General features: G+C 66.6%; 22 protein-coding genes and 1 tRNA gene. 9 read left to right on the forward strand and 14 right to left on the reverse strand.

The genetic code is table 11. From position 1 onward, the window contains the following. The 3 genes from cyoC to cyoA are packed head-to-tail and all read right to left on the reverse strand — an operon-like array spanning position 1 to position 3,520. Positions 1 to 636, reverse strand: coding sequence for a cytochrome o ubiquinol oxidase subunit III (gene cyoC / locus AC5P9W_RS02805; protein WP_005414759.1), 636 nt, complete (start codon positions 634 to 636; stop codon positions 1 to 3). Continuing rightward, complete coding sequence (gene cyoB / locus AC5P9W_RS02810; protein WP_197576014.1) at positions 633 to 2,609, reverse strand: cytochrome o ubiquinol oxidase subunit I; 1,977 nt, start codon at positions 2,607 to 2,609, stop codon at positions 633 to 635. Before cyoB ends, cyoC begins: the two co-directional genes overlap by 4 nt. A gap of 5 nt (positions 2,610 to 2,614) precedes the next feature. Then, entirely contained in the window at positions 2,615 to 3,520 is a 906-nt protein-coding gene (gene cyoA, locus AC5P9W_RS02815; protein WP_010482114.1) for a ubiquinol oxidase subunit II, read from the reverse strand. A gap of 183 nt (positions 3,521 to 3,703) precedes the next feature. On the opposite strand from cyoA, the gene AC5P9W_RS02820 reads away from it, so the two are divergent. Genes AC5P9W_RS02820 through AC5P9W_RS02835 form a run of 4 tightly spaced genes read left to right on the forward strand, consistent with a single transcriptional unit; the run spans position 3,704 to position 7,576 of the window. Further along, positions 3,704 to 5,119: an aminotransferase-like domain-containing protein gene (locus tag AC5P9W_RS02820; protein ID WP_197576013.1), complete on the forward strand. Its 1,416-nt coding sequence runs from the start codon at positions 3,704 to 3,706 to the stop codon at positions 5,117 to 5,119. Positions 5,120 to 5,174: 55 nt separating this feature from the next. After that, positions 5,175 to 5,453: a hypothetical protein gene (locus tag AC5P9W_RS02825; protein WP_227852303.1), complete on the forward strand. Its 279-nt coding sequence runs from the start codon at positions 5,175 to 5,177 to the stop codon at positions 5,451 to 5,453. Then, on the forward strand, positions 5,453 to 6,052 hold the full coding sequence (locus tag AC5P9W_RS02830; protein ID WP_021201963.1) for a DUF6436 domain-containing protein: 600 nt from the start codon (positions 5,453 to 5,455) through the stop codon (positions 6,050 to 6,052). The genes AC5P9W_RS02825 and AC5P9W_RS02830 overlap by 1 nt, the downstream gene beginning before the upstream one ends. Positions 6,053 to 6,061: 9 nt before the next feature. Beyond that, the gene (locus AC5P9W_RS02835) at positions 6,062 to 7,576 is read left to right on the forward strand and encodes an aminotransferase-like domain-containing protein (RefSeq protein WP_111104523.1); all 1,515 of its coding nucleotides are present in this window, start codon (positions 6,062 to 6,064) and stop codon (positions 7,574 to 7,576) included. Positions 7,577 to 7,704: 128 nt separating this feature from the next. On the opposite strand, the gene AC5P9W_RS02840 is transcribed toward AC5P9W_RS02835, so the two are convergent. Both AC5P9W_RS02840 and AC5P9W_RS02845 read right to left on the reverse strand, forming a co-directional pair. Continuing rightward, on the reverse strand, positions 7,705 to 9,006 hold the full coding sequence (locus AC5P9W_RS02840; RefSeq protein ID WP_111104526.1) for an aminotransferase class V-fold PLP-dependent enzyme: 1,302 nt from the start codon (positions 9,004 to 9,006) through the stop codon (positions 7,705 to 7,707). After that, a complete protein-coding gene (locus AC5P9W_RS02845) occupies positions 9,006 to 11,408 on the reverse strand; it encodes a TonB-dependent receptor plug domain-containing protein (RefSeq protein ID WP_495218764.1) in 2,403 nt (800 codons plus the stop codon). The genes AC5P9W_RS02840 and AC5P9W_RS02845 overlap by 1 nt, the downstream gene beginning before the upstream one ends. Before the next feature lie 201 nt (positions 11,409 to 11,609). On the opposite strand from AC5P9W_RS02845, the gene AC5P9W_RS02850 reads away from it, so the two are divergent. The 3 genes from AC5P9W_RS02850 to AC5P9W_RS02860 are packed head-to-tail and all read left to right on the forward strand — an operon-like array spanning position 11,610 to position 14,256. Then, the gene (locus tag AC5P9W_RS02850; RefSeq protein WP_021201967.1) at positions 11,610 to 12,437 is read left to right on the forward strand and encodes an AraC family transcriptional regulator; all 828 of its coding nucleotides are present in this window, start codon (positions 11,610 to 11,612) and stop codon (positions 12,435 to 12,437) included. Between the two features lie 49 nt (positions 12,438 to 12,486). Then, positions 12,487 to 13,530: an alpha/beta hydrolase family protein gene (locus tag AC5P9W_RS02855; RefSeq protein WP_425605105.1), complete on the forward strand. Its 1,044-nt coding sequence runs from the start codon at positions 12,487 to 12,489 to the stop codon at positions 13,528 to 13,530. Between the two features lie 54 nt (positions 13,531 to 13,584). Then, positions 13,585 to 14,256, forward strand: a complete 672-nt coding sequence (locus AC5P9W_RS02860; protein WP_021201969.1) for a VOC family protein — start codon at positions 13,585 to 13,587, stop codon at positions 14,254 to 14,256. A gap of 1 nt (position 14,257) precedes the next feature. Here AC5P9W_RS02860 and AC5P9W_RS02865 read toward each other — a convergent pair whose 3' ends face one another. The 4 genes from AC5P9W_RS02865 to AC5P9W_RS02880 all read right to left on the reverse strand — a co-directional run bounded on the left by AC5P9W_RS02865 (position 14,258) and on the right by AC5P9W_RS02880 (position 18,811). Next, on the reverse strand, positions 14,258 to 15,670 hold the full coding sequence (locus tag AC5P9W_RS02865) for a TPM domain-containing protein (RefSeq protein ID WP_206621335.1): 1,413 nt from the start codon (positions 15,668 to 15,670) through the stop codon (positions 14,258 to 14,260). A gap of 141 nt (positions 15,671 to 15,811) precedes the next feature. Continuing rightward, positions 15,812 to 17,536, reverse strand: coding sequence for a peptidoglycan-binding protein (locus AC5P9W_RS02870; RefSeq protein WP_206621336.1), 1,725 nt, complete (start codon positions 17,534 to 17,536; stop codon positions 15,812 to 15,814). 122 nt (positions 17,537 to 17,658) lie between these two features. Further along, a complete protein-coding gene (locus AC5P9W_RS02875; RefSeq protein WP_227852309.1) occupies positions 17,659 to 18,234 on the reverse strand; it encodes a hypothetical protein in 576 nt (191 codons plus the stop codon). Between the two features lie 52 nt (positions 18,235 to 18,286). Then, a complete protein-coding gene (locus AC5P9W_RS02880) occupies positions 18,287 to 18,811 on the reverse strand; it encodes a hypothetical protein (protein WP_019661618.1) in 525 nt (174 codons plus the stop codon). Between the two features lie 206 nt (positions 18,812 to 19,017). Here AC5P9W_RS02880 and AC5P9W_RS02885 point away from each other — a divergent pair, with 206 nt between their 5' ends. Beyond that, positions 19,018 to 19,644, forward strand: coding sequence for a YiiX/YebB-like N1pC/P60 family cysteine hydrolase (locus tag AC5P9W_RS02885; protein WP_019661619.1), 627 nt, complete (start codon positions 19,018 to 19,020; stop codon positions 19,642 to 19,644). Positions 19,645 to 19,699: 55 nt separating this feature from the next. Here AC5P9W_RS02885 and AC5P9W_RS02890 read toward each other — a convergent pair whose 3' ends face one another. The 3 genes from AC5P9W_RS02890 to ubiA all read right to left on the reverse strand — a co-directional run bounded on the left by AC5P9W_RS02890 (position 19,700) and on the right by ubiA (position 22,625). Beyond that, a complete protein-coding gene (locus AC5P9W_RS02890) occupies positions 19,700 to 19,864 on the reverse strand; it encodes a hypothetical protein (protein ID WP_005414774.1) in 165 nt (54 codons plus the stop codon). Positions 19,865 to 20,138: 274 nt separating this feature from the next. Continuing rightward, positions 20,139 to 21,563 (reverse strand): TIGR00366 family protein, encoded by a 1,425-nt coding sequence (locus AC5P9W_RS02895; protein WP_180876413.1) that lies wholly within the window; start codon positions 21,561 to 21,563, stop codon positions 20,139 to 20,141. Positions 21,564 to 21,731: 168 nt separating this feature from the next. Then, complete coding sequence (gene ubiA / locus AC5P9W_RS02900; protein WP_111178112.1) at positions 21,732 to 22,625, reverse strand: 4-hydroxybenzoate octaprenyltransferase; 894 nt, start codon at positions 22,623 to 22,625, stop codon at positions 21,732 to 21,734. Positions 22,626 to 22,774: 149 nt separating this feature from the next. Here ubiA and AC5P9W_RS02905 point away from each other — a divergent pair. Continuing rightward, a tRNA-Arg gene (locus tag AC5P9W_RS02905) sits at positions 22,775 to 22,851 on the forward strand. 51 nt (positions 22,852 to 22,902) lie between these two features. Here the strand turns inward: AC5P9W_RS02905 and AC5P9W_RS02910 are convergent. Then, positions 22,903 to 23,364 (reverse strand): adhesin, encoded by a 462-nt coding sequence (locus AC5P9W_RS02910; RefSeq protein ID WP_495218766.1) that lies wholly within the window; start codon positions 23,362 to 23,364, stop codon positions 22,903 to 22,905. Beyond that, complete coding sequence (locus tag AC5P9W_RS02915) at positions 23,361 to 23,780, reverse strand: hypothetical protein (protein ID WP_019661622.1); 420 nt, start codon at positions 23,778 to 23,780, stop codon at positions 23,361 to 23,363. The genes AC5P9W_RS02910 and AC5P9W_RS02915 overlap by 4 nt, the downstream gene beginning before the upstream one ends. Positions 23,781 to 23,869: the final 89 nt, after the last annotated feature.

Consider the following 23,869-nt stretch of genomic DNA (forward strand, 5'->3'; position numbering starts at 1 on the left):
TCAGAAGGCTCCGATCAGGTAGACGAAGGTGAAGACGCAGATCCACACCAGGTCCAGGAAGTGCCAGAACAGGCTCAGGCACGACACGCGGGTGATGTTGGTCGGGGTCAGGCCACGGCGGTAGACCTGGTGCATGACCACCGCCATCCAGATCAGGCCGCTGGCCACGTGCAGGCCGTGGGTGGCGACCAGCGCGAAGAACGCCGACAGGTAGGCACTGGTGCTGGGGCCTGCGCCTTCGTGGATCAGGTGCGAGAACTCATAGATCTCCATGCCGATGAACGAGGCACCGAGCACGAAGGTCACGCCCAGCCAGCGCAGCACCGCCGAGGTGTCGTGGCGATGCATCGCCAGCACGGCCTGGCCGTAGGTGATGCTGGACACAAGCAGCAGGAAGGTCTCGGCCATCACGAACGGCAACGAGAACAGCTCCTTGCCGGTGGGGCCGCCGGCGTAGGCGGTGCTGAGCACCGCGTACGAGGCGAACAGCGAACCGAACAGCACCAGGTCGGACATGAGGTAGACCCACATGCCGAACACCTTCATGCCGCCCTGTTCGTGGCCGTGGTCGTGCTCGTGGTGGTCCTCGTGCGCCTGCGTGTCGCTGGCCAGCTCGGGGCGGGTCAACAGGTTCATGCGCGTACCTCCTTCAACTTGGCCAGGCTGGCCGCTTCGGTGCGCGCCACCTCTTCGGAACTGACGTAGTAGTCCACGTCCTCGTCGTAGGACCGCACGATCAGGGTCACGATCATCGCGATGAAGCTGGCCGCGGCCATCCACCAGATGTGCCAGACCAGGGCGAAGCACAGCACCAGGATCCAGATGTTGAGGATCAGCGGCACGCCGGTGTTCTTCGGCATGTGGATCGGTGCGTACTTCTTCGGCGGCGGCGGCAGGCCGCGCTTCTTCGCTTCGTGGAAGGCGTCCAGCTCATCGGCCTTGGGCACCACGGCGAAGTTGTAGAACGGCGGCGGCGACGGCGTGGCCCATTCCAGCGTGCGTGCGTTCCACGGGTCGCCGGTCAGGTCCAGGTTGCGCTTGCGGTCGCGAACGCTCACGTAGATCTGCACCAGCATCAGGATGATGCCCGCGAACACGAACAGCGCACCGATGAAGGCGGCGATCAGGTACGGCGTCCACGCCGGGTTGTCGTACTGGTTCATGCGGCGGGTCATGCCCATGAAGCCGAGCATGTACAGCGGCATGAAGGCCAGGTAGAAGCCGATCACCCAGCACGCGAACGACCACTTGCCCAAGCGCTCGTTGAGGGTGAAGCCGAACACTTTCGGGAACCAGTAGGCGAAGCCGGCCAGGTAGCCGAACAGCGCGCCGCCGATGATGGTGTTGTGGAAGTGCGCGACCAGGAACAGGCTGTTGTGCAGCAGGAAGTCCGCGCCCGGGATGGCCAGCAGCACGCCGGTCATGCCACCGATGGTGAAGGTGACCAGGAAGGCGATGGTCCACAGCATCGGCACGCTGAACTCGACGCGGCCGCCGTACATGGTGAACAGCCAGGTGAAGATCTTCACGCCGGTGGGGATGGCGATGATCATCGTCATGATGCCGAAGAATGCATTGACGCTGGCACCGGAGCCCATGGTGAAGAAGTGGTGCAGCCAGACGATGAACGACAGGATGCCGATCGCCAGCGTGGCACCGACCATCGACTTGTAGCCGAACAGCTTCTTGCGCGCGAACGTGGCGGTCACTTCGGAGAAGATGCCGAACGCCGGCAGCACCAGGATGTACACCTCCGGATGGCCCCAGGCCCACACCAGGTTCACGTACATCATCGGGTTGCCACCCAATGTGTTGGTGTAGAAGTTGAAGTCCAGGTAGCGGTCCAGGGTGAGCGCACCCAGCGCCACGGTCAGGATCGGGAAGGCGGCGATGATGATCACGCTGGTGACCAGCACGGTCCAGGTGAACACCGGCATCTTCATCAGGGTCATGCCCGGCGCACGCATGCGCAGGATGGTGATGAACAGGTTGACGCCGGTCAGCAAGGTGCCGACACCGGACGCCTGCAATGCCCAGATGTAGTAGTCGACACCCACGCCTGGACTGAACTCGATGCCCGACAGCGGCGGATAGGCGACCCAGCCGGTCATGGCGAATTCGCCAACGCCCAGCGAGATCATCATCAGCGCAGCGCCGACCACGAAGATCCAGAAGCTGAAGGCGTTGAGGAACGGGAACGCCATGTCGCGCGCACCAATCTGCAGCGGCACGATGATGTTCATCAGGCCGACCACGAACGGGGTGGCCACGAAGAAGATCATGATCACGCCGTGCGCGGTGAAGATCTGGTCGTAGTGCTCCGGTGGCAGGAAGCCGTCACTGCCCGGCCCGGCCGCCGCCAGCTGCGCGCGCATCATCAGCGCATCGGCAAAGCCACGCACCAGCATGACCAGCGCCACCACCACGTACATGATGCCGATCTTCTTGTGGTCCACGGTGGTGAACCAGTCACGCCACAACGGGCCCCACAGCTTGAAGTACGTCACCGCGCCAAGCAGCGCGACGCCACCCAGCACCATGGCCACCAATGTGACCACGACGATCGGCTCGTGCAGCGGCACGGCCTCCCACGTCAATTTACCCAACATGTTCGTTACTCCTGGGAAACCTGGGCACCGCCGGCAGCGCCCGCCGGGGTAGCCGCAGCGGTGTTCTCACCGACGCCGATGAACTGGTCGATGACCTTCTTGAACAGCAGCGGTTCAACACTGGAGAAGTGCTGCACCGGTGCGTTCTTCGACGGCGCGGCCAGCGCCTTGAACTGCGTGAAGCTGAGCGCGTCCGGCGCGCTGCGCACTTCGGCCACCCAGCGCTCGAAGTCTTCGTTGCTGCTGGCCGTGGCGATGAACTTCATGTTCGAGAAGCCATGCCCGCTGTAGTTGCCGGACATGCCACGGAACTGGCCGGGCTCGTTGGCGATCAGGTGCAGCTGCGTGCGCATGCCGGCCATCGCGTAGATCTGCCCACCCAGCTGCGGGATGAAGAAGGTATTCATCGTCGAGTTGGAGGTGATATTGAACGCCAGCGGGCGGTTGGCCGGGAAGTTGAGCTGGTTGACCGTGGCGATGCCCAGGTCCGGGTACACGAACACCCACTTCCAGTCGGTGGCGATCACGTCCACGTGCAGCGGTTCGCCAGCCACGTCCAGCGGCTTGTAGGGGTCCAGCTCGTGGGTGGACTTCCACACGATCACCGCCAGCACCGCGATGATGATCAGCGGCACGCCCCAGACCACGATCTCCACCTTGGTGGAGTGCGACCAGTCCGGCGTGTATTTCGCTTTGGTGTTGCCGGCGCGGTAGCGCCACGCGAACACGAAGGTCAGCACGATGGCCGGTATCACCACGATCAGCATCAGGCCGATGCAGATCAGGATCAGGTCGCGCTGGGCGAGCCCGACCATGCCCTTCGAATCCAGCAGCACCCAGTCACAGCCCGACAGGCCGACGCAGGCCAGGGCGACCAGCGCCAGGCGGATGCGGTTCCAGCAGATATTCATTGGAGGTCAACCCTGTTGAAGAAGCGCGCTTGACCGGCTCGCCTGCGCGCAGCGCCCGGGCGTGGAGCGGCTACACTGTGGGTACGAGGTCGCCTACAAGAGGGCGAACCACTCCAATCAAGCCCATACAAGATACATCATTGTATGGACTTGTGCACCTGCACGTATGGAAAAACCTGACCGATGACGCCACCTGCCGCCGGCCGCCGCCTGAAACACCCCAATCGCACCTGGGTTCGCCCCTTCCGCGAGGGCGCCGGCCCGCTGTACCTGCAGATTGCCCAGCAGGTGCGCGAGGCGGTGGACGACGGCGTGCTGCGCCCGGGCGACCGGCTGCCGCCGCAGCGCGACCTGGCCCAGCAGGTGGGCGTGGACCTGACCACGGTCACCCGCGCCTTCGCCGAGCTGCGCCAGGCCGGCCTGCTGGATGCGCAGGGCGCCGGCGGTACCTTCATCGCACTGTCGGCCGGAAACCGCAGCACCTCAGTGGACCTGAGCATGAACATCCCGCCGCTGCTGGGCAGCGCGCCGTTCGCACAGGGCATGGAGGCCGGTTTCCAGCACGTCGGGCAGCAGCTGGGCCAGGGCGAACTGATGAGCTACCACGTCGGCGCCGGCACCCGCGAGGACCGCGCCGCCGCCGTGCAGTGGCTGTCACCGATGCTGGGGATGGTCGGTGCCGACCAGGTGGTGATCTGCCCCGGTGCGCAGACCGCACTGTGCGCGCTGATCCTGGCCCGCACCCAGCCGGGCGAGCTGATCGCCGCCGAGCAGCTGACCTACCCGGGCCTGCTGGCCGCCGCGCGCGTGCTGCAGCGGGGCGTGGTGCCGGTAGCGATGGACGCCGAAGGCATGCTGCCCGATGCGCTGGAAGAAGCCTGCCAGCTGCGCCGCCCGCGCCTGCTGTACCTGGTACCGACCATCCAGAATCCGACCACGGCGACGATGTCGGCGCAGCGCCGGCAGGCCCTGCTGGCGGTGGCGAAGCGCCACGATCTGACCGTGATCGAAGACGATCCCTACTGGTTGCTGGCCGGTGATGCCGCGCCGCCGCTGGCCGCCCACCGCGACGCCGGCTGCCCGGTCTACTACATCTCCACCCTTTCCAAGTGCCTGGCACCGGGCCTGCGCACCGCCTACCTGGTGGTGCCGGCCGGCGAACCGATGGAACCGGTGCTGGACGCCCTGCGTGCGATCGCGCTGATGCCGACCCAGTCGATGGTGGCGGTGGCCTCACAGTGGATCCGCAGCGGCCAGGCCGAGGACATGGTACGGCGCTTCCAGCAGGAGCTGCGCGAGCGCCAGGCGATTGCGGCGCGGTACCTGCCGTCCCGCGCGCGGGCGCACCCGGCCGGCCTGCACGTATGGCTGCCGCTGCCGCCACGGCTGGACCAGTACCGGCTGATCCAGGCCGCGCAGGAACAGGGGCTGGGCATCGCCAGCTCGGACGCCTTCAGCGTGGAAGAGCCGCCGCCGGGCAACGCCATCCGCCTGTCGCTGGGCGGCGCGGTCGACCAGGGCGCTTTGGCCGGGGCGCTGGCCAAGCTGAACGAGATCCTGTCCGAAGTTCCCGAGGCCCGGCACAACGCCATTGTCTGAACCGAACGCATGGCGCCCAATCCATACAAAATGATATTTTGTATGCAATGTATGGATGAAGGGACGTGCATCGATGCGCGCCGAGAAACTGAAGTTCCACCTGGTGATGGCCGGGTGCGGTGGCTTTGTGGTGCTGATGCTGGCCGCGCTGGCCTGGGTCTGCCTGCAGCCACAGACCGTGGACGTACAGGCCGCCGAGCGCCACGCCATCGAGCAGTGCCTGCAGCGCAGCGAGGATCCGTCGCGTAGCGAGATCCAGCGCCGCGCGCAGGCCGACTCCTGCCGCGAGATGCGCAAGCAGTACGTGCACAAGTTCGGCGGGGACGCGTCCTGATGGGCGCAGCCGCGCCGCGTCGCCGCTGGCTGCTGCCGACGATGATCGCCCTCGCCTGCCTGTTCATGGCCGGCGTGGCGGCTGCGCTGTGGCAGTACTTCGGCTACAGCGCGCAGTCCACCTTCACCGAACAGGCCATCGTCTTCGACGACTCGCAGCTGCGCCTGCCGGCCGATCTGGCCGGAGATACCGGCCGCATCCGCGTGGTGCATTTCTGGGACCCGGCCTGCGGCGTGTGCAACCGCGAGACCGGTGCGCACCTGAGCTACCTGATCAGCATGTACCGCCGTGCCGGCATCGACTTCTACGCGATCCGCCGCCCTGGCACGCAGGGCGCGCTGCCCGAGCCGCTGCGCAACAAGGTGATCAACCTGCCGACCATCGACGGTATCGAACACATCCCGGCCAGCCCTGCCGTGGCGATCTGGGACCGGCACGGCCATCTGGCGTATGCCGGCCCGTACAGCATCGGCATGGTCTGCAACTCGGCCAACAGCTTCGTCGAACCGCTGCTGGACAGACTGGTGCGCGGCGAAACCGTGCGCCCGAAAGGACTGCTTGCCGTGGGCTGCTACTGCCCCTGGCAGGCCAAGCGCTGAGGACGCGCAATGACATCACCGACGCGGGCCGGTTCGGCCGCCGCAAACAACAACGGCGGTCACCTGTCCGAACCGACCGATGGTTATGGACAGGCTCCCGCCGTCGGAAGCAACGATACGCCCCGACATGCTCCGTACATGCCGCGACCGGATGTCGCAGCCCGCGAATGGGTGCAGGACGTGCTCGCGCACAACGGGCCGATCTACCTGCGCATCGTCAATTCGCTGGAGCGCACGGTGCGCCGCGGCGGTCTTGCACCGGGGCAACGCCTGCCCTCGCAGCGCGCGTTGGCGCAGCAGCTCGGCGTCGACCTGACCACGGTAACGCGGGCATTCGATGAAGCACGCAAACGCGGCCTGATCGAAGCGCGCGGGCCACAGGGCAGTTTCATCGCACCGCCCAAGGCCGGCTTCGACCAGGTGGTGGACCTGAGCATGAACGTGCCGCCGGTGCCCGACGCCGACGCGCTGGCAGAGACGCTGCGCCGTGGTGCCGCCGCCGTGCTTGCACGCAGCGACGCGCCGAACCTGATGACGTATCACCTGGGTGGCGGCAACCCCACTGATCGCCATGCTGCGGCGCGTTGGCTGCAGCCGATGCTGGGCGCCGTGGATGACGACTGCCTGCTGCTGACCGAAGGCGCGCAGGTGGCGTTGGCCGCGATCCTGGTCAGCCAGGGCCGCGATGGCGATACGATCCTGTGCGATGCGCTGGTCTATCCGGGCCTGTTGCAGGCCGCAGCGGCGCTGGGGCGTCGGCTGATGCCGGTGGACAGCGACGAACACGGCATGTGCCCTGAAGCGCTGCTGCGGCAGGCACGCGAAAGCGGCGCGCGCCTGGTCTATCTCAACCCCACCTGCCAGAACCCGACCGCGCTGACCCTGCCGCTGCAGCGGCGCGAGGCGCTGGCGCGTGTACTGGAGAGCGAAGGCCTGCTGGCGATCGAGGATGATCCGTACTGGCACCTTGCCGAAGATGCACCGATACCCCTGGCAACGCTGGCACCGCGCCATGTGTTCTATGTGGCGACGCTGTCGAAGGTGATCAGCCCCGGCCTGCGCACCGCATTCGTGCAATGCCCGAGCGCTGTGCACGCCGAGGCGATGACGGCGGCGTTGCGGGCGACGCGACTGATGGGGCATCCGCTGGTGTCGGCGCTGGCCAGCCAGCTGCTGCTGGATGGCTCGGCGCAATCACTATTGGCCCAGGTACGCACCGAGGCACGCGAACGAATGCGCATGGCGCGTTACCTGCTGGCACCGTCGCTGCTGCAGCGCGCGGAAGGGCTGCATGCGTGGTGCCGGATACCGGCGCCGTGGACCGATGCCACGCTGGTGCGTACCGCCCAGTTGCAGGGGCTGGCGATTGCGCCGTCATCGGCGTTTTGTCCGCCGGGGGTCTCGCACCAGTATGGCGTGCGTCTGTCGCTGGGGCTGGCAGCGGACCGAGGGCAGCTGGAGAGTGCGTTGCATCGGATTGACCGGTTGTTGTTGTCCGATGCGTTGCCGGCGATCGAGCGGTAGGCGTGGAATGGGATGTGCCGACCAACGGTCGGCACCCACCCGATCGGTAGTGCCGGCCGCTGGCCGGCAGCTGCTCGTGGGCGACGATCATGAGGTTGCCGGCCAGCGGCCGGCACTACCGTTCATGATCAGGCCAGGGCGGAGAGCGCCTGCACCAGCGCATCCATCTGCTGCGGCCGGGTGAACACCGACGGCGTCACCCGCACGCAGGCGCCGGAGTCCAACCCGTCGCGATGGGTGGTGAACACGCGATGCTCGTCCAGCAGGCGCTTCTGCAGCGCCATGTTGTCTGCCACGCTGGTGCGCCCGCGCAGGCGGAAGCTGGCCAATGCGCTGGCCAACGCCGGGTCCGGTGAAGACAGCACTTCGATATGCGCCATCTGCCGCGCAGGCACCGTCCAGCGCTCGCGCAGGTAGCGCAGGCGCGCCTGCTTGTTGGCCGCGCCGATACGCTGGTGCAGCGCGATCGCTTCTGGCAGCGCCAGGTAAGCGGCGAAGTTGACCGTGCCGGTGTGCACACGGCTGCCCACGCGGCCATCGTCGGTCTCGCCCATGTACGGGTCGAGGTCCGCAACGCGGCCCTTGCGCACATACATCGCGCCGACGCCGACCGGTGCGCCGATCCACTTGTGCAGGTTGATGCCAACGAAATCGGCCTTGAGCTGCGGCACCGCGTAGTCGATCTGGCCGAACCCGTGCGCCGCATCAACGATCACGTCGATGCCGCGTGCCCGCGCACGTTCGGCGATTTCGGCCACCGGCAGCACCAGCCCATGGCGATGGCTGACCTGGGTCAGCAGCACCAGCTTCAGGCGTGGCAGCCGCGCGAACGCGGCCTCGTAGGCCTGCAGGATCTGCACATGGTCGGGCACCACCGGCAGCGCGATGCGCTCGACCTGCACGCCACGGCGCTGCTGCAGCCAACGCATCGCACCGATCATGCTGTCGTAGTCGATGTCGGCGTACAGCACCTGGTCGCCGGGCCGCAGGCGGTTGTAGCCACCGATCAGCGCCAGCATCGCCTCGGTGGCGCCTCGGGTCAGTGCGATCTCATCCGCGCCCACGCCCAGCAGTCCGGCCACCTGCCGCTGCACCGCCATGTACTGCGCCGGGAACGCATGACGGCCATACCAGGCGTTGCCACGGTTCACTTCAGCGGTATGGCGCTGGTAACTGGCCAGCGTTTCGCGGCCCATCGCGCCCCAGTAGCCATTCTCTAGGTGGTTCACTTCGTCGGTGATGTCGAAGTGGCTGGCCACGGCGGCCCAGTAGCTCTCATCGCGGGCCAGCACGTCCGGCGCCACGGTCGTTGCGGGAATCTGCATGGACGCAGCGTAACGCGTGGCAGCCATGGCGGGCAGTGAAGAAAGTGCGGCTGCGGCCGGCAGCAAGGAGCCGGCACGCAACAGGAAGCGGCGGGTCGGGTCCATCAGAAGCTCAGCCGGTACTGCGCGTACAGGTTGGCGCCGTCGGTGTCGTACGGCGCGTTGCGCGAGTAGACCAGGCCGCGACTGGCCTGGAAAGTGGCCTCATCCGGGTAGCGGTCGAACACATTGTCGGCGCCGACGCGCAGGCTGTGATGCTCATTGATGCGATACCCCACAGCCAGGTCGAGGAAGCTCATCGCGCCGAAGCGCTGGTAGATATCGCCCACCGCATTGCCGCTGGAATCGGTCCAGGCGCCGTAGTAGCGCATGCGTGCCATCAGCGACCAGGCGCCGATGTCCCAGCTGCCGGTCAGGCTGCCCTTGTGCTCGGGCAGGCGGTCTTCGAACAGCACGCGCTGGGTCTCATTGGTTGCCACCGAGGTGCTGCCGTTGTCCACGCGGGTGCGGTTGTAGTTGTAGGCCAGGGTCAGCGTCATGCGGCCCGCGCCGAGGTCGCGCAGGTAGTTGCCGACCACGTCCACGCCGGTGGTGGTGGTATCGAAGTCGTTGGTGAAATAGTTCACCGAGGTATAGCCCAGCGGATTGGGCGTACCGGCCGGAATGGCGAAACTGGCCGACTGGCTGAAGCGGTCGCTGAGCTTGATCTGGTAGACATCCACCGAGCCGGACAGACCCAGGTCGGTGCGCCAGGTCAGGCCCAGCGAGGCGGTGCGTGATTCTTCCGGCTTCAACGGCCTGGCACCGAGCAGCTGCGCCAGCGGATCGTTCGGCGACAGGCGGCCGCTGGTGAAGATCTGCAGCGTGCGCGTATCCAACCCCTGGGTGGTGCTGGTGGTGTTGAGCTGCGCCGGCGTCGGTGCGCGGAAGCCGGTCGACACGGTGCCGCGCAGGGCCACGTCCGGGGTAATCGCAAAGCGCGCCGACAGCTTGCCATCCAGCGTGCTGCCGAAGCTGGAGAAGTCCTCGTAGCGGCTGGCCGCGCCGATGCTCCAGCGCTCGCCCAGCGGCACCTCCATGTCCACGTAGGCAGCCTTGCTGCGCTGGCTCCACTGCCCGGCCTGGCTGGCCGAGAAACCGGGCGCACCATTGGAATTGGCCTCCAGGCCTGCAGCCGCGCCCGGTCCCGCCGCGTATGACGCCGGGTCACCGGCGCGCACCTGGTAGGTCTCCTGGCGGAACTCGCCACCGAAGGCGACGTTGATCGGCCTGGTCAGCGCGGCCACGTCCCACTCATAGTTGAAGTCGGCGTTGGCGTTCTTCTCGGTCTGGGTCAGGCGGCCGAGATCGAAGTCGGTCGGGCTGGCCGGGCCGAGCGAGGCATTGATCGAGTTCTTCAGGCTGTAGTCGATGGCGTTGCGGCCATACGAGGCGCTCACGTCCCAGCGCAGCTTCGGTGTGATCTCGCCGCGCAGGCCGCCGACCAGCTGCAGGTCGTTCTGGACGTTGCCGTACTGCGGGCTGAAACCCACCGGGTAGATCGAGCGCAGGTTCCAGCCCGGGAAGATGACGGTGGTGCGGTAGGCGCCGGTGGTGGTGTCCGGATTGCGCCAGTTGAAATCACTGACGCCATCGCTGTGGCTGTAAAGACCGAACGCATACAGCTCCAGCGCGTCGCTGGCGTTGGCCTTCATGTTGAAGCCGACGCGGCGACTCTCCAGTTCCGGCTGGCCCCAGCGCTGCACCGGGTTGGGCACCTCCAGCTCCGGATGTACAGCCTGGAAGGCGATCGCATCCGGGCGCTGGCGGGTACGCGAGGTGGCGTCTGAATTGGACGACTCGGCGAACAGCACCAGGCTGCCATAGTCGCCCAGCGACCAGCCGGTGCGCGCACTGAAGTCGCGCGAGGCACCGTCGCCCTGCGCGTACTGCGAATAGCCGGCGGTGATCCCGGTGCCGGGGCCGTCCTCAAGAATGATGTTGATGACACCGGCGATGGCGTCCGAGCCGTACTGCGCCGATGCGCCGTCGCGCAGCACTTCGATGCGCTTGATCGCGCTGGTCGGAATCTGTGCAAGGTCGGCCGCCTGTGCACCACGGTTGCCGAGCAGCGCGCTGCGGTGGAAGCGGCGGCCGTTGACCAGCACCAGGGTCTGGTCCGGCGACAGGCCACGCAGGGTGGCCGGACGCACGAACACCTGCCCGTCGGCCATCGGCAGGCGCTGCACCACGAATGATGGCACCAGCTGGGCAAGCACGTCCTTCAGGTCGGTGGATTCAACGGAGCTGATGTCTTCCTTGCTGAACACGTCCACCGGCGCCAGTGTTTCGAACTGGGTGCGGTTGGAGGCACGGGTACCGGTGACCAGCATTGCATCAAGCTGGGTGGGCGCGGCGCGGCTGCCGCCTGCGGCATCGACCGCATCGGCCTCCGCTGCGATCGCGCCTCCTGCGCTGGCCATGGAAAGGGCGAGGAGGATGGAACGCGAAAGCTTCGAACGATGCACGGCAGGACTCCGGGAGGACGCGACAGGGCCAGCACCTGCGGGGATATCCCAGGCCTGGACAAGGCGCGCAGTCTCAGCGCGATCTGTGAAGGAGGCATGACGTCAGTGCGACAGCTTGAGTCCGCGCAGGCGCAAGAACTGCTAAACGCCGCGCCTGCCGATCCGCTACTGTGTCCAGCATCGGATTCATGGAACGACAGGATGAGTGCGGCAGGCAAGGCGGTGTGGTACATCGAAACCCATGCGGAGCAGCCGCTGGCCTTGGCCGATATCGCCGCTGCGGTGGGACTGTCGCCGTTCCATCTGTCGCGCCTGTTCCAGGCCCGCACCGGCACGTCGGTGGTCCGTTACCTGCGTGGGCGCCGCTTGACAACAGCCGCGCAGCGGCTGGCCAACGGCGCATGCGACATCCTGCAGGTGGCGATTGGCGCGGGCTACACCACTCATGCCGCGTTTACCCGTGCCTTCAGCGAACAGTTCGGGCAGACACCGGAACGGGTACGCGAACAGGGCACCGATGGGCTGGCGCTGGTGCAGGCGATCCGCGTGGACGAGGCGCCGGCTGCCTGCGCTGAGGCGCCACAGCTGCTCGACACCCCGGCCTTCCAGCTGGCCGGCATCGGCATGCGCCATACCCGCAACAGCGGCGGTGCCATTCCCGGGCAGTGGGCCCAGCTCAACCGGGAATGGCCGGCGCCGGCCCCGGTCAGTTTTGGGGTGTGCTGCAACAACGACGACGACGGCGGCTTCGACTATATCGCCGCGCTGCCGATTGGTTCACTTGGCCCTGTACCCGCGCACTGGCAGCGCGTGGATGTGCCCGCACGACGCTACTTGGTGGCCTGGCACGGCGGGCACATCTCGGCCATCCGCTCGACCTGGTTCTGGTTGCTGGATCACTACCTGCCCAGCGCCGGCCTCAGCCTGGCCGACGCGCCGGACCTGGAGCGCTACGACGCCCGGTTCAACGAGCACACTGGCAACGGCGGCGTGGAGATCTGGCTGCCGGTAGACGAAGGTCCCTGCTGACATGGAGCTGAAGATGCGCGTGAACATCACAATTGTCGGGCTGCTGCTGATGGCAGCGGCGCTCTCCGCCCACGCAGGCGACACCTGGAAAGCCGGCGAGCGCCATGGCACCACGACGGTGGCCAGTGCCGCCGTGCGCGATGCGCAGCACCGCAACACCCTGCGCTACACGGTGTGGTATCCGGCACCAGCCGATAGCAGCGAAGTCGAGGTGACCATCGGGCCGCCTGGCACGCCCCTGTTCGATGTTGGTCGCTCGGCGATGGATGCGCCGCCCGCAGGCGCTCGCCTGCCGACACTGCTGCTGTCGCATGGCAACGGCGGCAGCGCGCGCATGATGGGCTGGCTGGGCACCGCGCTGGCACGGAAAGGTTATCTGGTGATCGCGGTCGATCATCCCGGCAACAATGGTGCCGACCAGATGACCCTCCATGGCAGCATGTTGACCTGGCTGCGCGCGGATGATCTGCGCGCGGCACTGGCGGCCGTGCAGGCCGATCCAGTGCTGGGCCCGCACGTCGATCCTGAACGTCTGGGTGTTGCCGGTTTCTCGGCCGGTGGCTACACCGCGCTGTTGGCGGCTGGGGCGCAACCGGACCTGCAGCGACTGCTGGCGTTCTGCACGGCGCATCCGGATGACGGCGTCTGCCGGCCTCAACAGGAAGCGGCAACGCACACGATGGAGGCGCGTGTTGCCGCTGCGGCGTCGGCCGAGCTGTCGCCGTGGATGTCCCACGCCAACGACGCACGCGCCATTCCCGGCGTGCGCGCGGTGTTCCTGTTGGCACCGGCGATCATCCAGGCCTTCGCGCCCGAGCAGCTGGCCTCGTTGCGGCTGCCCGTGTCGATTGTGCTTGGCGAGGCTGACACGGTTGCGCCGCCACAGACCAATGGCGCGGCCGCGCGTGCGGTGATTGCGGGCGCTGCACTGCAGCTGCTGCCAGGTGTCGGCCATTACGATTTCCTCGCCGCATGCACCCCGACCGGGCAGCAGCGGCTGCAGGACCTCTGCAGCACGTCAGTGCCAAAGGCAAAGACCCACGCGCAGACAGTGGACGCAGCAGTGCGGTTCTTCGACCATTCACTGCGCTAGTGGCCGCCGGGCGTGGCCCGGCGCTACAGTGGGCGCGTCCACGGAGAATCGATCATGCGCCTGCTGCACCTCACCCTGCCGGTATCCGACGTCGCTTCCGTGGCCGCGTATTTCCATGATGTGCTGCAGCAGCGCGTGGTCGGCAACCATGTGCACATCGGCTGGAGCACCATCGAACTGCAGCCGGCGGGTGATTACCCCGTCGGTGGCGTGCACCTGGCCTTCAACGTACCGGACAACCGCTTCGGCGAGGCGATGGCCTGGTTGCGTGAACGTACCCCGCTGCAACGTAATCCTGAGGGCCTGGATTACTTTGCGCTGGAGAGCAGCTGGCAGTCGCAGTCGGTGTACTTCACCGGTCCTGATGGCCTGATCCTCGAGTTGATCGGCCGGCGCCGTCTTCCAGTCAGCACGCACGCAGGCGCCTTCCATGGCAGCGAGCTGACCTGCCTGAGCGAGGTTGGCCTACCCAGCCACGATGTCGATGCGGTGCGCGAACAGTCCAGCCAGCGCTTCGGCCTGCAGCCGATCAGCCCGCCGTCGCCGCAGTTCGCGCCGGTGGGCGACGACGAGGGCCTGCTGATCATCGTCGCCGCCGACCGTCGTTGGTTCCCCGAGCAGAAGGACCTGCCCAATGCGCAGGGCGTGCAGCTGCAGGTGGGTGATGTGAACGGTAGCGGCGAACTGCGCGATGCCGCGCTGGGCTGGCGGGTGTGGGCGGCCTGAGCTACCAGCTGCCCGAAGCGCCGCCGCCGCCGCTGCGACCACCACCACCGGACCAGCCGCCGGAACTGCTCGAGGACGAACTCGACGACGAGGTGCTGGACGAGGAACGGTAGCCTTGGGACGACCTTCGTCCGCTGCGTGCTTTTTCGCCGGGCAGCAGGGTGAACAGCCAGATGAAGTACAGGAACAGCGTGCCTACGCTGGACACGATCATCGCCAACACACGTGCGTTCTCGTCGCTGGCCCGGTCGATGGCCAGCAGCGCGCCCAGCGCATAGGCGCCGGTCAACAGCACCAGTACCACCAGCTGCACGGCGAAGCTGTTGCGGTTCCTGCGCCAGCGCGCGCGGCCGGCCTGCACCAGGAAGAACACCAGCATGGCGGCAAGGGCGACCGCCAGGTTCAGCAACGTGTGCAGGGCAAGGCTGGGCGGCAACTGGCCACGGACCAGCATCACCGCGAAGAAAACGATACTCACGGCCAACATGCCGCACAGCACGATGCGCACACCACGGCTGCGACGCCAGCACCACCCCACCAGCGCCGCCACCGGTACAGCAGGTAACAGCACAAAGAACAGCGCAGGCAGCACATGCCGCGGCAGCAGCAGCGTCGCCGAAACCAACCCAGCGGCCATCACTGCCGTTACCAGCAGCGGTCTACCCCAGGCAGGCAATGTCGGCCAATTCGGCCTGGGCATTGCCGCATTGGCTGCCAATGCCTTGCGCCGCCGCTCACGGCGTTTAAAGCTGAACTCGGCCCCGGTCCTGGTGGCCAGCAGGCGCGGCGGTGATCGCCACAGACCGGCCAGGAACCCCACCAGCAACGTCAGGGCAACGACCGAATCCCCTATGCGCCAATCCGCTGGCAACAGGTTGCGTGCGGATGCATCTTCCTGGGGCGGCAGCGGCTCGCCATCGATCAACGCCACCAGCACCTTGCTGCCGTCCAGCAGGCCCTGGTCCAGGCCTCCCTCACGCAGGCGCGGCACGATCGCCTTGTCGATGATGCGCGCGGCATAGGCATCGGGAATGGTGCCTTCCAGGCCATAGCCGGTCTGGATGCGTACGCGCCTGTCCTGCACTGCCACCAGCAGCAACACCCCGTCATCGACACCGGCGCGGCCCAGCTGCCACTGTTCGAAGACGCGCTGTGCATAGGCTTCAATGCCGTCATCGCCAACACTGGGCACCACCAGCACCTGCAGTTGCGCGCCTTTGCGTGCCTGCAGCTGCAATGCCTGCTCGCGCAGCGTGGCGCGGGTGCTGGCGGACAGCGCGTTGGCGGTGTCCACCACCGGGTCATCCAGTGCCGGGATCGCGGCCGCCGCCAGCACTGGCAGCGGCAACAGGCAGAGCAGCAGTGCCAGCCCTACCCGCTGCCATGCGTTGCGCCACCGCAGCACCCGGCTCATGTGGACGCCATGCTTTGCAATGGCGGCGTGCTGTGCATCATGCGAAACGGCATCCGTGTATGTCCTTGCCCCATGAACGGAAAAGCCGGCCGGATTACCCCGGCCGGCCTCCTTTACCACACACCTCTTCACACGCAGCGGTCAACGGCCCATGGCCACGCGCTGCTGCTCGTCCTGCACGTGTTGCTGCGAAGGCTCATGCTTGGCCAGCATTGCAGCGCTGGTCTCCTGCAGGCTCGGTGCCGTCTGGGTCATGTCCACCGCAGTACGGAAGCCGGGAACGGTGCCGATGACGAAGGCCTTGCCATCCTGCACGGTGACGCCCTGCAGCTTCTCCGGTGAATCGATGCCGGCGGCCTTGGCCTGGGCGGTCACATACGCGCTCATCTCGTTGCAGATCATGCCCGGCATGTGGCCACGGATCGCATTGTGCAGCGGCGTATCCGGATGCGCCTTGTCGCCCAGTTGCGGCCCCTTCGGCGCCGCCTCGGCATGGCTGCGGCCTTCGGCCAGCTTGCCCAGCGTCGCCGGACCCGCCACGCCATCGGCGGTGAGCCCGTGCTGCTTCTGGTAGGCGATCAGTGCGTCCCTGGTATTGGCACCGAACTTGCCATCCTCGCTCAGCGGATTGCCTTGGCCGTCGCGCACGCCCAGGCGGTTGAGTTCCTTCTGCAGCGCAGTCACTTCCTCGCCCTTGGTCCCCTGGCGCAGCACACCGTTGTGGTCGGCGTCATGCGAATGGCCACCCTTGCCGGTTTCCTTCAGCTTGCCGTGGTCCCAGAAGTCCTGCGGGCTGAGCAGCTTGCCGTGCGGATCCTTCAACTGGTAATGCACGTGCTGGGCATACTGCCCAGCACCGCCCGGGCCACGCCCGCCCATGGTGCCGATCGGCTCGCCCGCCTTGATCGGCTGGCCTTCCTTCACCTGGGTCGAGTGCAGGTGCAGGATCTCGTGCGAGTTGCCCTGTGCATCCCTGATCTTCACCGTGCCGTAGTCGCCACCGACGAACGTCACCGTTCCGGAGATCGGCGCGTGGACGGTCGGGTGCTGCAGATTACGGCCGTGCTGGCCGCCGACATAGTTGAAGTCGGTGCCACCGTGCGGCTTGTGCGCGCGGTGTTCGCCGAACTCACCGGTAACGTGCGGCTTGACCCCGTTCTGCGGGGGCAGCATCACCTGCATCGTCTGCTCGAAGGTGCGGGTCTGGCCTTCGGCATGCGCCGCTGCCGGCTTGGCCTGCGCGTGGGTGGCCGCAGCTGCGGCGGGGGCCGCGTGGCTGCCATGGGACTGGCCGTGGGTCAGGCCCAGGCGCTGCTCCACGAACCGCTCGTACTTGTCCACGTACGGCATCACCTTCTTTTCAGACAGGGTGAGGCCGCCGTAATCGCGGGTCGGGCCGTCGTGGTGGTACTTGTAGATGTACTCCTCACCCTGGCCGCGCTTGTGCGCCAGCGTGCGGTTATCGATGTAATGGTCAACCAGTGCGTCGGACTGTGCGCCGACGTCGAAGCGGTTGCGGCTGTTGAGGTGGTAGTGATTGCCGGTCTTGTCGATGAACTGGCCCAGGCCCGAGGCCGAGGTGGTGCCAGCGGCGGCATCGGGGTTGAAACCCGATTCAACGCGGGCGATGGCCAGTACGTGCGCCGTTTCGCGTGGGGTCAGGCCCTTCTCGCGCGCCGACTCGATGATCGTGTCGATCACCCGTGACTGTACTTCCGGGGTCGCATCGCCCCACCGGCGGGAATTGCCATGCAGGCGGCCGTCGCTCTGGTCGATCGGCTCCCGGTAGTGGCTCCACGGTTTGATGCGGTCACTGCTGTAGGCCGCCCCGCGGGGCTGGACCATGTCCTGGTAGATGTCTGCCATGTCTGTGCTATCCATTCTATGAAAAAGGGGATTTCCTTAAGGGGTACTGCTCCTGGTACTTCTGGTACTGCGGTGCTGCGGTGCTGCGTTCACAGCGCGCGTGCGACGTCCTGCCGCTGCGCTCAGTCTTCGATGTAGTTCACCTCCGGGTGCTTGATGCCGAGCGAGTCGATCAACGTCTCGTACTCGTCGTTGTTGGGCTCCTGCTCCTCGCCTTCCGCGCCGCGCAGCGGGGGTGTGCTGTGGGTCAACTGGCGGCCACTGGCGTCGTACAGGTAGTACCACTCGCAGAAGCTGCAGCCGAACGGCAGTTCACCGTACTGCACGACGAAGTACGGCGTACCGCTGCGGTCCTGCACGCAGGCCAGGCCAACGGCGGTATAGCCGTCCATCTCCTTGGGCGCAGCAATGGCCTGGCGTGCGCCGTCCTTTTCGATTTCCAGCGTGGTCAGCCGGGAAGCGTCCGTGTCTTGGGTGGGCTGGGCCGCCAGGTGCAGGCGGGTGCCTTGGCAATCGATATGCATGCCGGTCTCGTCGCGCGTAAGAGAGGTGGGAAGGTCCGCAACGGCAGCCGCTGGTGCGGCCGGCGTCGCTGCCGGGTCAGTAGAAGCGGGGGCCGCCGCCGGTGCAGCCGCCTCAGGGCCGCTGCAGGCAGCAAGCATCAGGGCCAGCACGGGGGCAACGGGAGACAGACGCATGCGGTGCTCCTTGGGTGAATCACACGACCGCCCGAAGGCGGTCGCTCAGGGGTCAGATCGATTCGTCCTCACGCTTGACCAGTTGCCAGCACGGCTTCTGGGCAAAGGTGTAGATCTGCTGGTCGCTGGTATCGGGGGTGCGCATCTGCACCTGTACCTGGCCGTCGGGCAGGCGGGTGACCTGCATCTCGCGGCCCTGGCGTTGCAGCGTGGCCGGGTCCGGCATCACCGGCCATTCGACCTTGGCAAGCGGCACCTTCTCCTCCACCTTGCGTGGCTCCGGCTCGGCGTCGCCATCGATGTGGCTGTCCAGCAGCGGATCGGCAGTGGACGTTTCCTGCAGCGCGATCTCGTTGCCGAAATGCTTGAGGAAGTCGTCGAAGACCGGATGGGGGCAGCTGGCAGACGCGTCTGCCGGGGCCGCGGCAACCGGCGTGGCCGGCGTCGTGGCGGCGGCCGTGCTGCTCGGAGCCGGTGCGGCGGCGTCAGTGATGGCAGCCTGGGGCGCAGGCTTGCAGCCCGACAGCGCAAGCCCCAGGGCAAGCGCAAGCAGGGCAACGGGGCGGAGCTGGTTCAAGGGATCCTCCTGATTCCGGGCGGTCGCGCGCGGTTCCGGCGCGGTAGGGAGGCAAGGATAGCCATGCCTCTGTCGATTCAGTTTCAACATCCGCTGTCAGGAATATCCCGACATGCTGAATTGAGACTCATATCACACTTGGACTGAAATCAACGTCATCGCAGCAGCCGTTAGACTACGCCGCACATGCTTCGACCCTGGCCCCCATGCGCGCATTCCTGCTTGCCCTCTCCCTGCTGGCGCCAACGCTGTGGCCTGGTGTTGTGGCCGCACTGGAGGTCCGGGAAGGCGACCTGCTGTTCGTCACCGCCGGCCGCAGCGGCCTCAGCGCGGCCATCGACGATGCCACCGGCAAGCAGCACGGCCCCAGCTTCGACCACGTGGCCCTTGTCGCCTTGGCGTCGCAGGGGTGGGAGGTACTGCACGCCGACGAGAAGGGATCGCGCCGGCAATCCCTGGTCGAGTTCCGCCAGGACGCCCGCGCCAGGCAGCGGCAGATCGTGGTCTATCGCCTGCAGGCACCGCAGCAGGCCGCCATCAAGGATGCGATCGCGACCGCACGCACGATGCTGGGCAAACCGTACAACACGTCATACGTGTTGAACGAGGACAGCTACTACTGCTCGGACTTCATCGAGCGCGCATTCCGTGCGCACCATGTGTTCGCGTTGCAGCCGATGAACTTCCGCAACCCGCAGACCGGGCAGATCGCCCGGCACTGGGTGGATCTGTACCGCGGCATGGGCATGGACGTGCCGCAGGACCAGCCCGGCACCAATCCCAATGACATGTCGGCGGCGCCGGTGCTGCAGCGCATCGGCGTGCTGGAATAAGCGAAGCCCCGCACAGGGCGGGGCTTCGCGGGTTGCCCAGGCTGGGGCATCGAAGTCACTCTTCCTCGTCCTGCCCACCCTGCTGCTGGTTGCGCTGGTTGCGCTGCTGCTGTTCCTGCTGCTGTTGCTGCTGCTGGTCGCGGCCGCGCCCCTGCTGCTGATCCTGCTGGTTCTGCTGGCCCTGCTGCTTCTGGTTCGGGTTCTGGTTCTGCTGTGCCATGTCCGATCTCCAAAGCCACGCGCGGAATGCGGTGGACGGGACCATCGTCTGCAGCGATTGGTTAATCACACGTGGGTGGCCAGCTACATTCGTGTGTACGCCTGTGAATGAACGCGCGGAACCTCTTGCGGCACAAGCGCCTGAAGGATTCATGCGGGTTCGGCATGTGCGCATGCCGTCATCGGCGTTGCACGCATTCATGGCGCTCGCAGCCGGAGACACGCGCTGAACGAGGCTGGCTTTCCCGGCTCACACAGGGAAGCCAACGCTGCATTCATGGCATCACCGGCGGCACGTACGCCAGCGTCATCCCCAGCAGCCACAGCAGGCCCAGCACCAGCGGGATATGCACCAGCAGCTGGATGAAGGTGAAGCCCACGATGTCGCGTGCCTTCAGGCCCAGCACGCCCAGCAGCGGCAGCATCCAGAACGGGTTGATCAGGTTCGGCAGCGCTTCGGCCGCGTTGTAGACCTGCACGGCCCAGCCCAGGTGCGCCTTCAGTTCGTTGGCGGCCTGCATCACGTAGGGCGCCTCGATGATCCACTTGCCGCCACCAGACGGCACGAAGAAGCCCAGCACCGCCGAATAGACGCCCATCACCAGCGCGAACGAATCGGTGCTGGCCACGTGCACGAACAGGCTCGACAGCCGGTGCGCCAAGGTCTGCCCGTCACCGCCGGCGGCGTGGGTGAGGATCATCGCGATACCGCCGTACAGCGGGAACTGGATCAGTACGCCGGTGGTGCTCGGCACCGCCTTGGCCACCGCGTTGAGGAAGCTGCGCGGGCGCCAGTGCAGCAGCAGGCCCAGCGAAATGAACAGGAAGTTGTAGGTGTTGAGGTTGGCGATGGCGGTGACCACCGGTTTGTTGGCGAACTCGTTGAACAGCCAACCCAACGCCAGCAACGAGAGCAGCACGGTCAGCAGCGGGCTGTATTCCAGCCACTCGCCCGGGCGCGTGCGGCGCTGCAGCGGCTCCGGCTCGGCCTGCGCGGCGCCCGGGAAATCCTCGGCGGTACGCGCACTGCCGGCCGCAGGCGCGGTCAGCCAAGCGATCAGCAGCGAGACCAGGATCAGCACTGCGGTCAGCGCGATCGACTGCCACAGGAAGATGGTTTCGGTGAACGGCAGCACGCCGGTGATCTCCACCAGCCCCGGCGGCATGCTGGCCGGGTTGGCCTGGAGCTGTGCGGCCGAGGAACTCAGCCCCATGGCCCACACCGCGCCCAGGCCAAGATATGCCGAAGCACCGGCCGCGCGGTAATCCATGCGCAGCTCGGTACGGCGGGCCAACGCGCGGACCAGCAGGCCGCCGAACACCAGCGAGAAACCCCAGCTGAGCAGCGAGGCGAGCATGCTGACCAGGCCCACGTACACCACCGCGCCGCGACCGGTGCGCGGCACACGGGCGAGGAAATCGATGAAGCGTGCGACCACCGGCGCGGTGGCCACGGCGTAGCCACCGATGACCACGAAGGCCATCTGCATGGTGAAGGGAATCAGGCTCCAGAAGCCGTCACCGAAGGCGCTGGCGGTGGCCTGCGGGGTCGAGCCGAAGCCCATCGCGGCCAGCGCGACGATGACCACGCCCAGCACCGCGAACACATACGCGTCGGGGAACCACTTTTCCGCCCAGGCGGCCGAGCGCAGCGCTGCGCGCGCCATCCAGCCATCCTGTACTGCTGCCTTCGAGGCCATCGCCTACCCTCCCAGGTTCGATGGATCGATTCTGGGCGGTGGGGTGCAGGCTGTCAGCCACCTATTGGTCGTAGGCGGCGGAGAAGGGTAGTGCCGGCCGCTGGCCGGAAACCTCGGAATCACAAACGGGTGCAGCCGGCCAGCGGCCGGCTCTACCCCACCGTAGGTTCAACGCAGCGCCAGGTCCACAGCGATGCCGGCAAACAGCGCGGCACCCACCCAGTTGTTGTGCAGGAACGCCTTGAAGCACGGGCCGCGCTCGCGGTTGCGGCAGATCCAGAACTCGTAGACCACCAGCACCGTGGCCACCGCCACGCCGGCCAGGTAGTAGCCGCCCAACCCGCCGCGCACGCCAACCAGCGCCATGGTGGCCAGGAACAGCGCGTACAGCACACCCTGGATGACCAGGTCGAGATCACCGAACAGGATCGCGGTGGAGTGCGAGCCCATCTTCAGGTCGTCCTCGCGGTCGACCATGGCGTACCAGGTGTCGTAGGCGGTGGACCACAGGATGTTGCCGGCATACAGCAGCCAGCCCAGCATAGGCACCTCGCCCTGCACGGCGGCGAACGCCATCGGGATGCCCCAGCCGAACGACATGCCCAGGTAGACCTGCGGCAGATGGGTGTAGCGCTTCAGGTACGGGTAGCTGGCGGCCAGGAACACGCCGATGAAGCTCAGGCCGATGGTCAGCCCGTTCAGGGTCAGCACCAGGCCGAACGCCACCAGCATCAGCACGGCGAACAACGCCAGCGCGGCACGGCCGCTGATCGCGCCGGTGGCCAGCGGCCGCGCCTTGGTGCGCTCCACATGCGGGTCGAGCCAGCGGTCGGCGTAGTCGTTGATGACGCAACCGGCCGAGCGGGTCAGCCACACGCCGGCGGTGAACACGAACAGCGTCCACAGCGGCGGCAGGCCGCCCGCGGCCAGCCACAGCGCCCACCAAGTGGGCCACAGCAGCAGCAGCGTGCCGATCGGGCGATCAGCGCGCATCAGACTCCAGTAATGCCGCCAACGCGGCGTCGCCGGCGACTGCGGCGAAATGAGGGGGGTATCAGCCATGGCGATAGGATACTCCTGCCCCTCCGGCAGGGGTTTGCCGGTGGGGGGAGATTTGTTCGGCGAAACTGGATAGAATGCCGGTCCCGCACCGCCTCATGGCGCTGCGATGCCCGCCCCGGCACTGGTCGGTGGCGCGGCGGTTCTACAACGCGCCCGTAGCTCAGCCGGATAGAGTAGTGGCTTCCGAAGCCATTGGTCGGGGGTTCGAATCCCTCCGGGCGCGCCATCTTCCCCTGCTCGTTCCCGTCACCCCGGGCCTCTCGCTTGCGCTTCCACGTCAACGTGGCTCAGGAGCGAACGGCATCGAGCGATGTGTGCAACCTTGAAGATCGCGCACGACGATGGAAAGCGCCTGCCCTTTCTGCACGGCACCGGGCAGGAAGGCGCCCTTGCCGTCGTACAGGAAGGTTTCAATCTCACCACGTGCAACCACCAGGTCCGCAGCCGGCGGCTTGAGCTCTTCCAGAACAACATTGAAGGGACGCCAGGCCAGACCGTGTTCGTCGCGGATATCGGTCGATACCGCGTGTGCATGCGCCTGCCGATCCACGCTGGCCAGTGGCAGCCGTAGTGCCTGCGATCCCTCCGTAGCGATCTGGAACCTGCCAAGGACCACCGTATCCACAGTTTCACTGCCGACGTAGGTGATCGTGGCCTCGGGACACTGCACGGCATCGGCCGGGTGCGATGCACACGCGGCCATGCTTGCGGTCAGGAGCAGAATGATCGGCCGGATCATTGGCTGGCACCTGGCACATCGCTACCCTGCCCGGGGTTTGCAGCGGCGCGCGTAGTGGTAGCGCCCGGCCTGCGCGCATAGCTGTAATCGGGATCGCGCCAGGCGCGCACGATCGGACTTCGTGCGTGCCTGATCGCGCCGGGGACCCAGGACAACATCAACACCACGGCCCAGATCGCAGCCAGCCAGAACCATCGGCCCGAGGCATAGGCCCAGATCATGGGTAATGCAGCCAGCATTACGATGATCTGTGTATACAACAGGTAGAGCGTATACAGGCCCAAGCGAGGATCCGAGCGCAGCACCACGCCACATCCCCTGCATGCCGTCTTCGCCTGCCGTCTCGATGCGGAAAGCAGTGGAAACCGCTGCCCCGCGGCGCCGCAAAGTGGACAGGTGAAGGTCAGCAGGCGCATCAGGCAGCTCCTCTCTGTCGTTTGACATCAACTGTCCGGCACGAAGCCGAGCCTAGCATGGGCTTGGTAGGGGGACGCCACAAACAACA

It is taken from the genome of Stenotrophomonas sp. YJH_SMC_33, assembly GCF_059372295.1.

What these genes read in the sequence shown, in the direction of transcription:
- AC5P9W_RS02840 (WP_111104526.1), bottom strand. Translation starts at nt 9,006, where the DNA reads ATGGACCCGACCCGCCGCTTCCTGTTGCGTGCCGGCTCCTTGCTGCCG.
- AC5P9W_RS02855 (WP_425605105.1), top strand. Translation starts at nt 12,487, where the DNA reads ATGGCAGCGGCGCTCTCCGCCCACGCAGGCGACACCTGGAAAGCCGGC.
- AC5P9W_RS02870 (WP_206621336.1), bottom strand. Translation starts at nt 17,536, where the DNA reads ATGGCAGACATCTACCAGGACATGGTCCAGCCCCGCGGGGCGGCCTAC.
- AC5P9W_RS02820 (WP_197576013.1), top strand. Translation starts at nt 3,704, where the DNA reads ATGACGCCACCTGCCGCCGGCCGCCGCCTGAAACACCCCAATCGCACC.
- AC5P9W_RS02825 (WP_227852303.1), top strand. Translation starts at nt 5,175, where the DNA reads ATGAAGGGACGTGCATCGATGCGCGCCGAGAAACTGAAGTTCCACCTG.
- AC5P9W_RS02910 (WP_495218766.1), bottom strand. Translation starts at nt 23,364, where the DNA reads ATGATCCGGCCGATCATTCTGCTCCTGACCGCAAGCATGGCCGCGTGT.
- cyoA (WP_010482114.1), bottom strand. Translation starts at nt 3,520, where the DNA reads ATGAATATCTGCTGGAACCGCATCCGCCTGGCGCTGGTCGCCCTGGCC.
- AC5P9W_RS02895 (WP_180876413.1), bottom strand. Translation starts at nt 21,563, where the DNA reads ATGGCCTCGAAGGCAGCAGTACAGGATGGCTGGATGGCGCGCGCAGCG.
- AC5P9W_RS02830 (WP_021201963.1), top strand. Translation starts at nt 5,453, where the DNA reads ATGGGCGCAGCCGCGCCGCGTCGCCGCTGGCTGCTGCCGACGATGATC.
- cyoB (WP_197576014.1), bottom strand. Translation starts at nt 2,609, where the DNA reads ATGTTGGGTAAATTGACGTGGGAGGCCGTGCCGCTGCACGAGCCGATC.
- cyoC (WP_005414759.1), bottom strand. Translation starts at nt 636, where the DNA reads ATGAACCTGTTGACCCGCCCCGAGCTGGCCAGCGACACGCAGGCGCAC.
- AC5P9W_RS02915 (WP_019661622.1), bottom strand. Translation starts at nt 23,780, where the DNA reads ATGCGCCTGCTGACCTTCACCTGTCCACTTTGCGGCGCCGCGGGGCAG.
- ubiA (WP_111178112.1), bottom strand. Translation starts at nt 22,625, where the DNA reads ATGGCTGATACCCCCCTCATTTCGCCGCAGTCGCCGGCGACGCCGCGT.
- AC5P9W_RS02885 (WP_019661619.1), top strand. Translation starts at nt 19,018, where the DNA reads ATGCGCGCATTCCTGCTTGCCCTCTCCCTGCTGGCGCCAACGCTGTGG.
- AC5P9W_RS02860 (WP_021201969.1), top strand. Translation starts at nt 13,585, where the DNA reads ATGCGCCTGCTGCACCTCACCCTGCCGGTATCCGACGTCGCTTCCGTG.
- AC5P9W_RS02875 (WP_227852309.1), bottom strand. Translation starts at nt 18,234, where the DNA reads ATGCGTCTGTCTCCCGTTGCCCCCGTGCTGGCCCTGATGCTTGCTGCC.
- AC5P9W_RS02850 (WP_021201967.1), top strand. Translation starts at nt 11,610, where the DNA reads ATGAGTGCGGCAGGCAAGGCGGTGTGGTACATCGAAACCCATGCGGAG.
- AC5P9W_RS02835 (WP_111104523.1), top strand. Translation starts at nt 6,062, where the DNA reads ATGACATCACCGACGCGGGCCGGTTCGGCCGCCGCAAACAACAACGGC.
- AC5P9W_RS02865 (WP_206621335.1), bottom strand. Translation starts at nt 15,670, where the DNA reads ATGAGCCGGGTGCTGCGGTGGCGCAACGCATGGCAGCGGGTAGGGCTG.
- AC5P9W_RS02890 (WP_005414774.1), bottom strand. Translation starts at nt 19,864, where the DNA reads ATGGCACAGCAGAACCAGAACCCGAACCAGAAGCAGCAGGGCCAGCAG.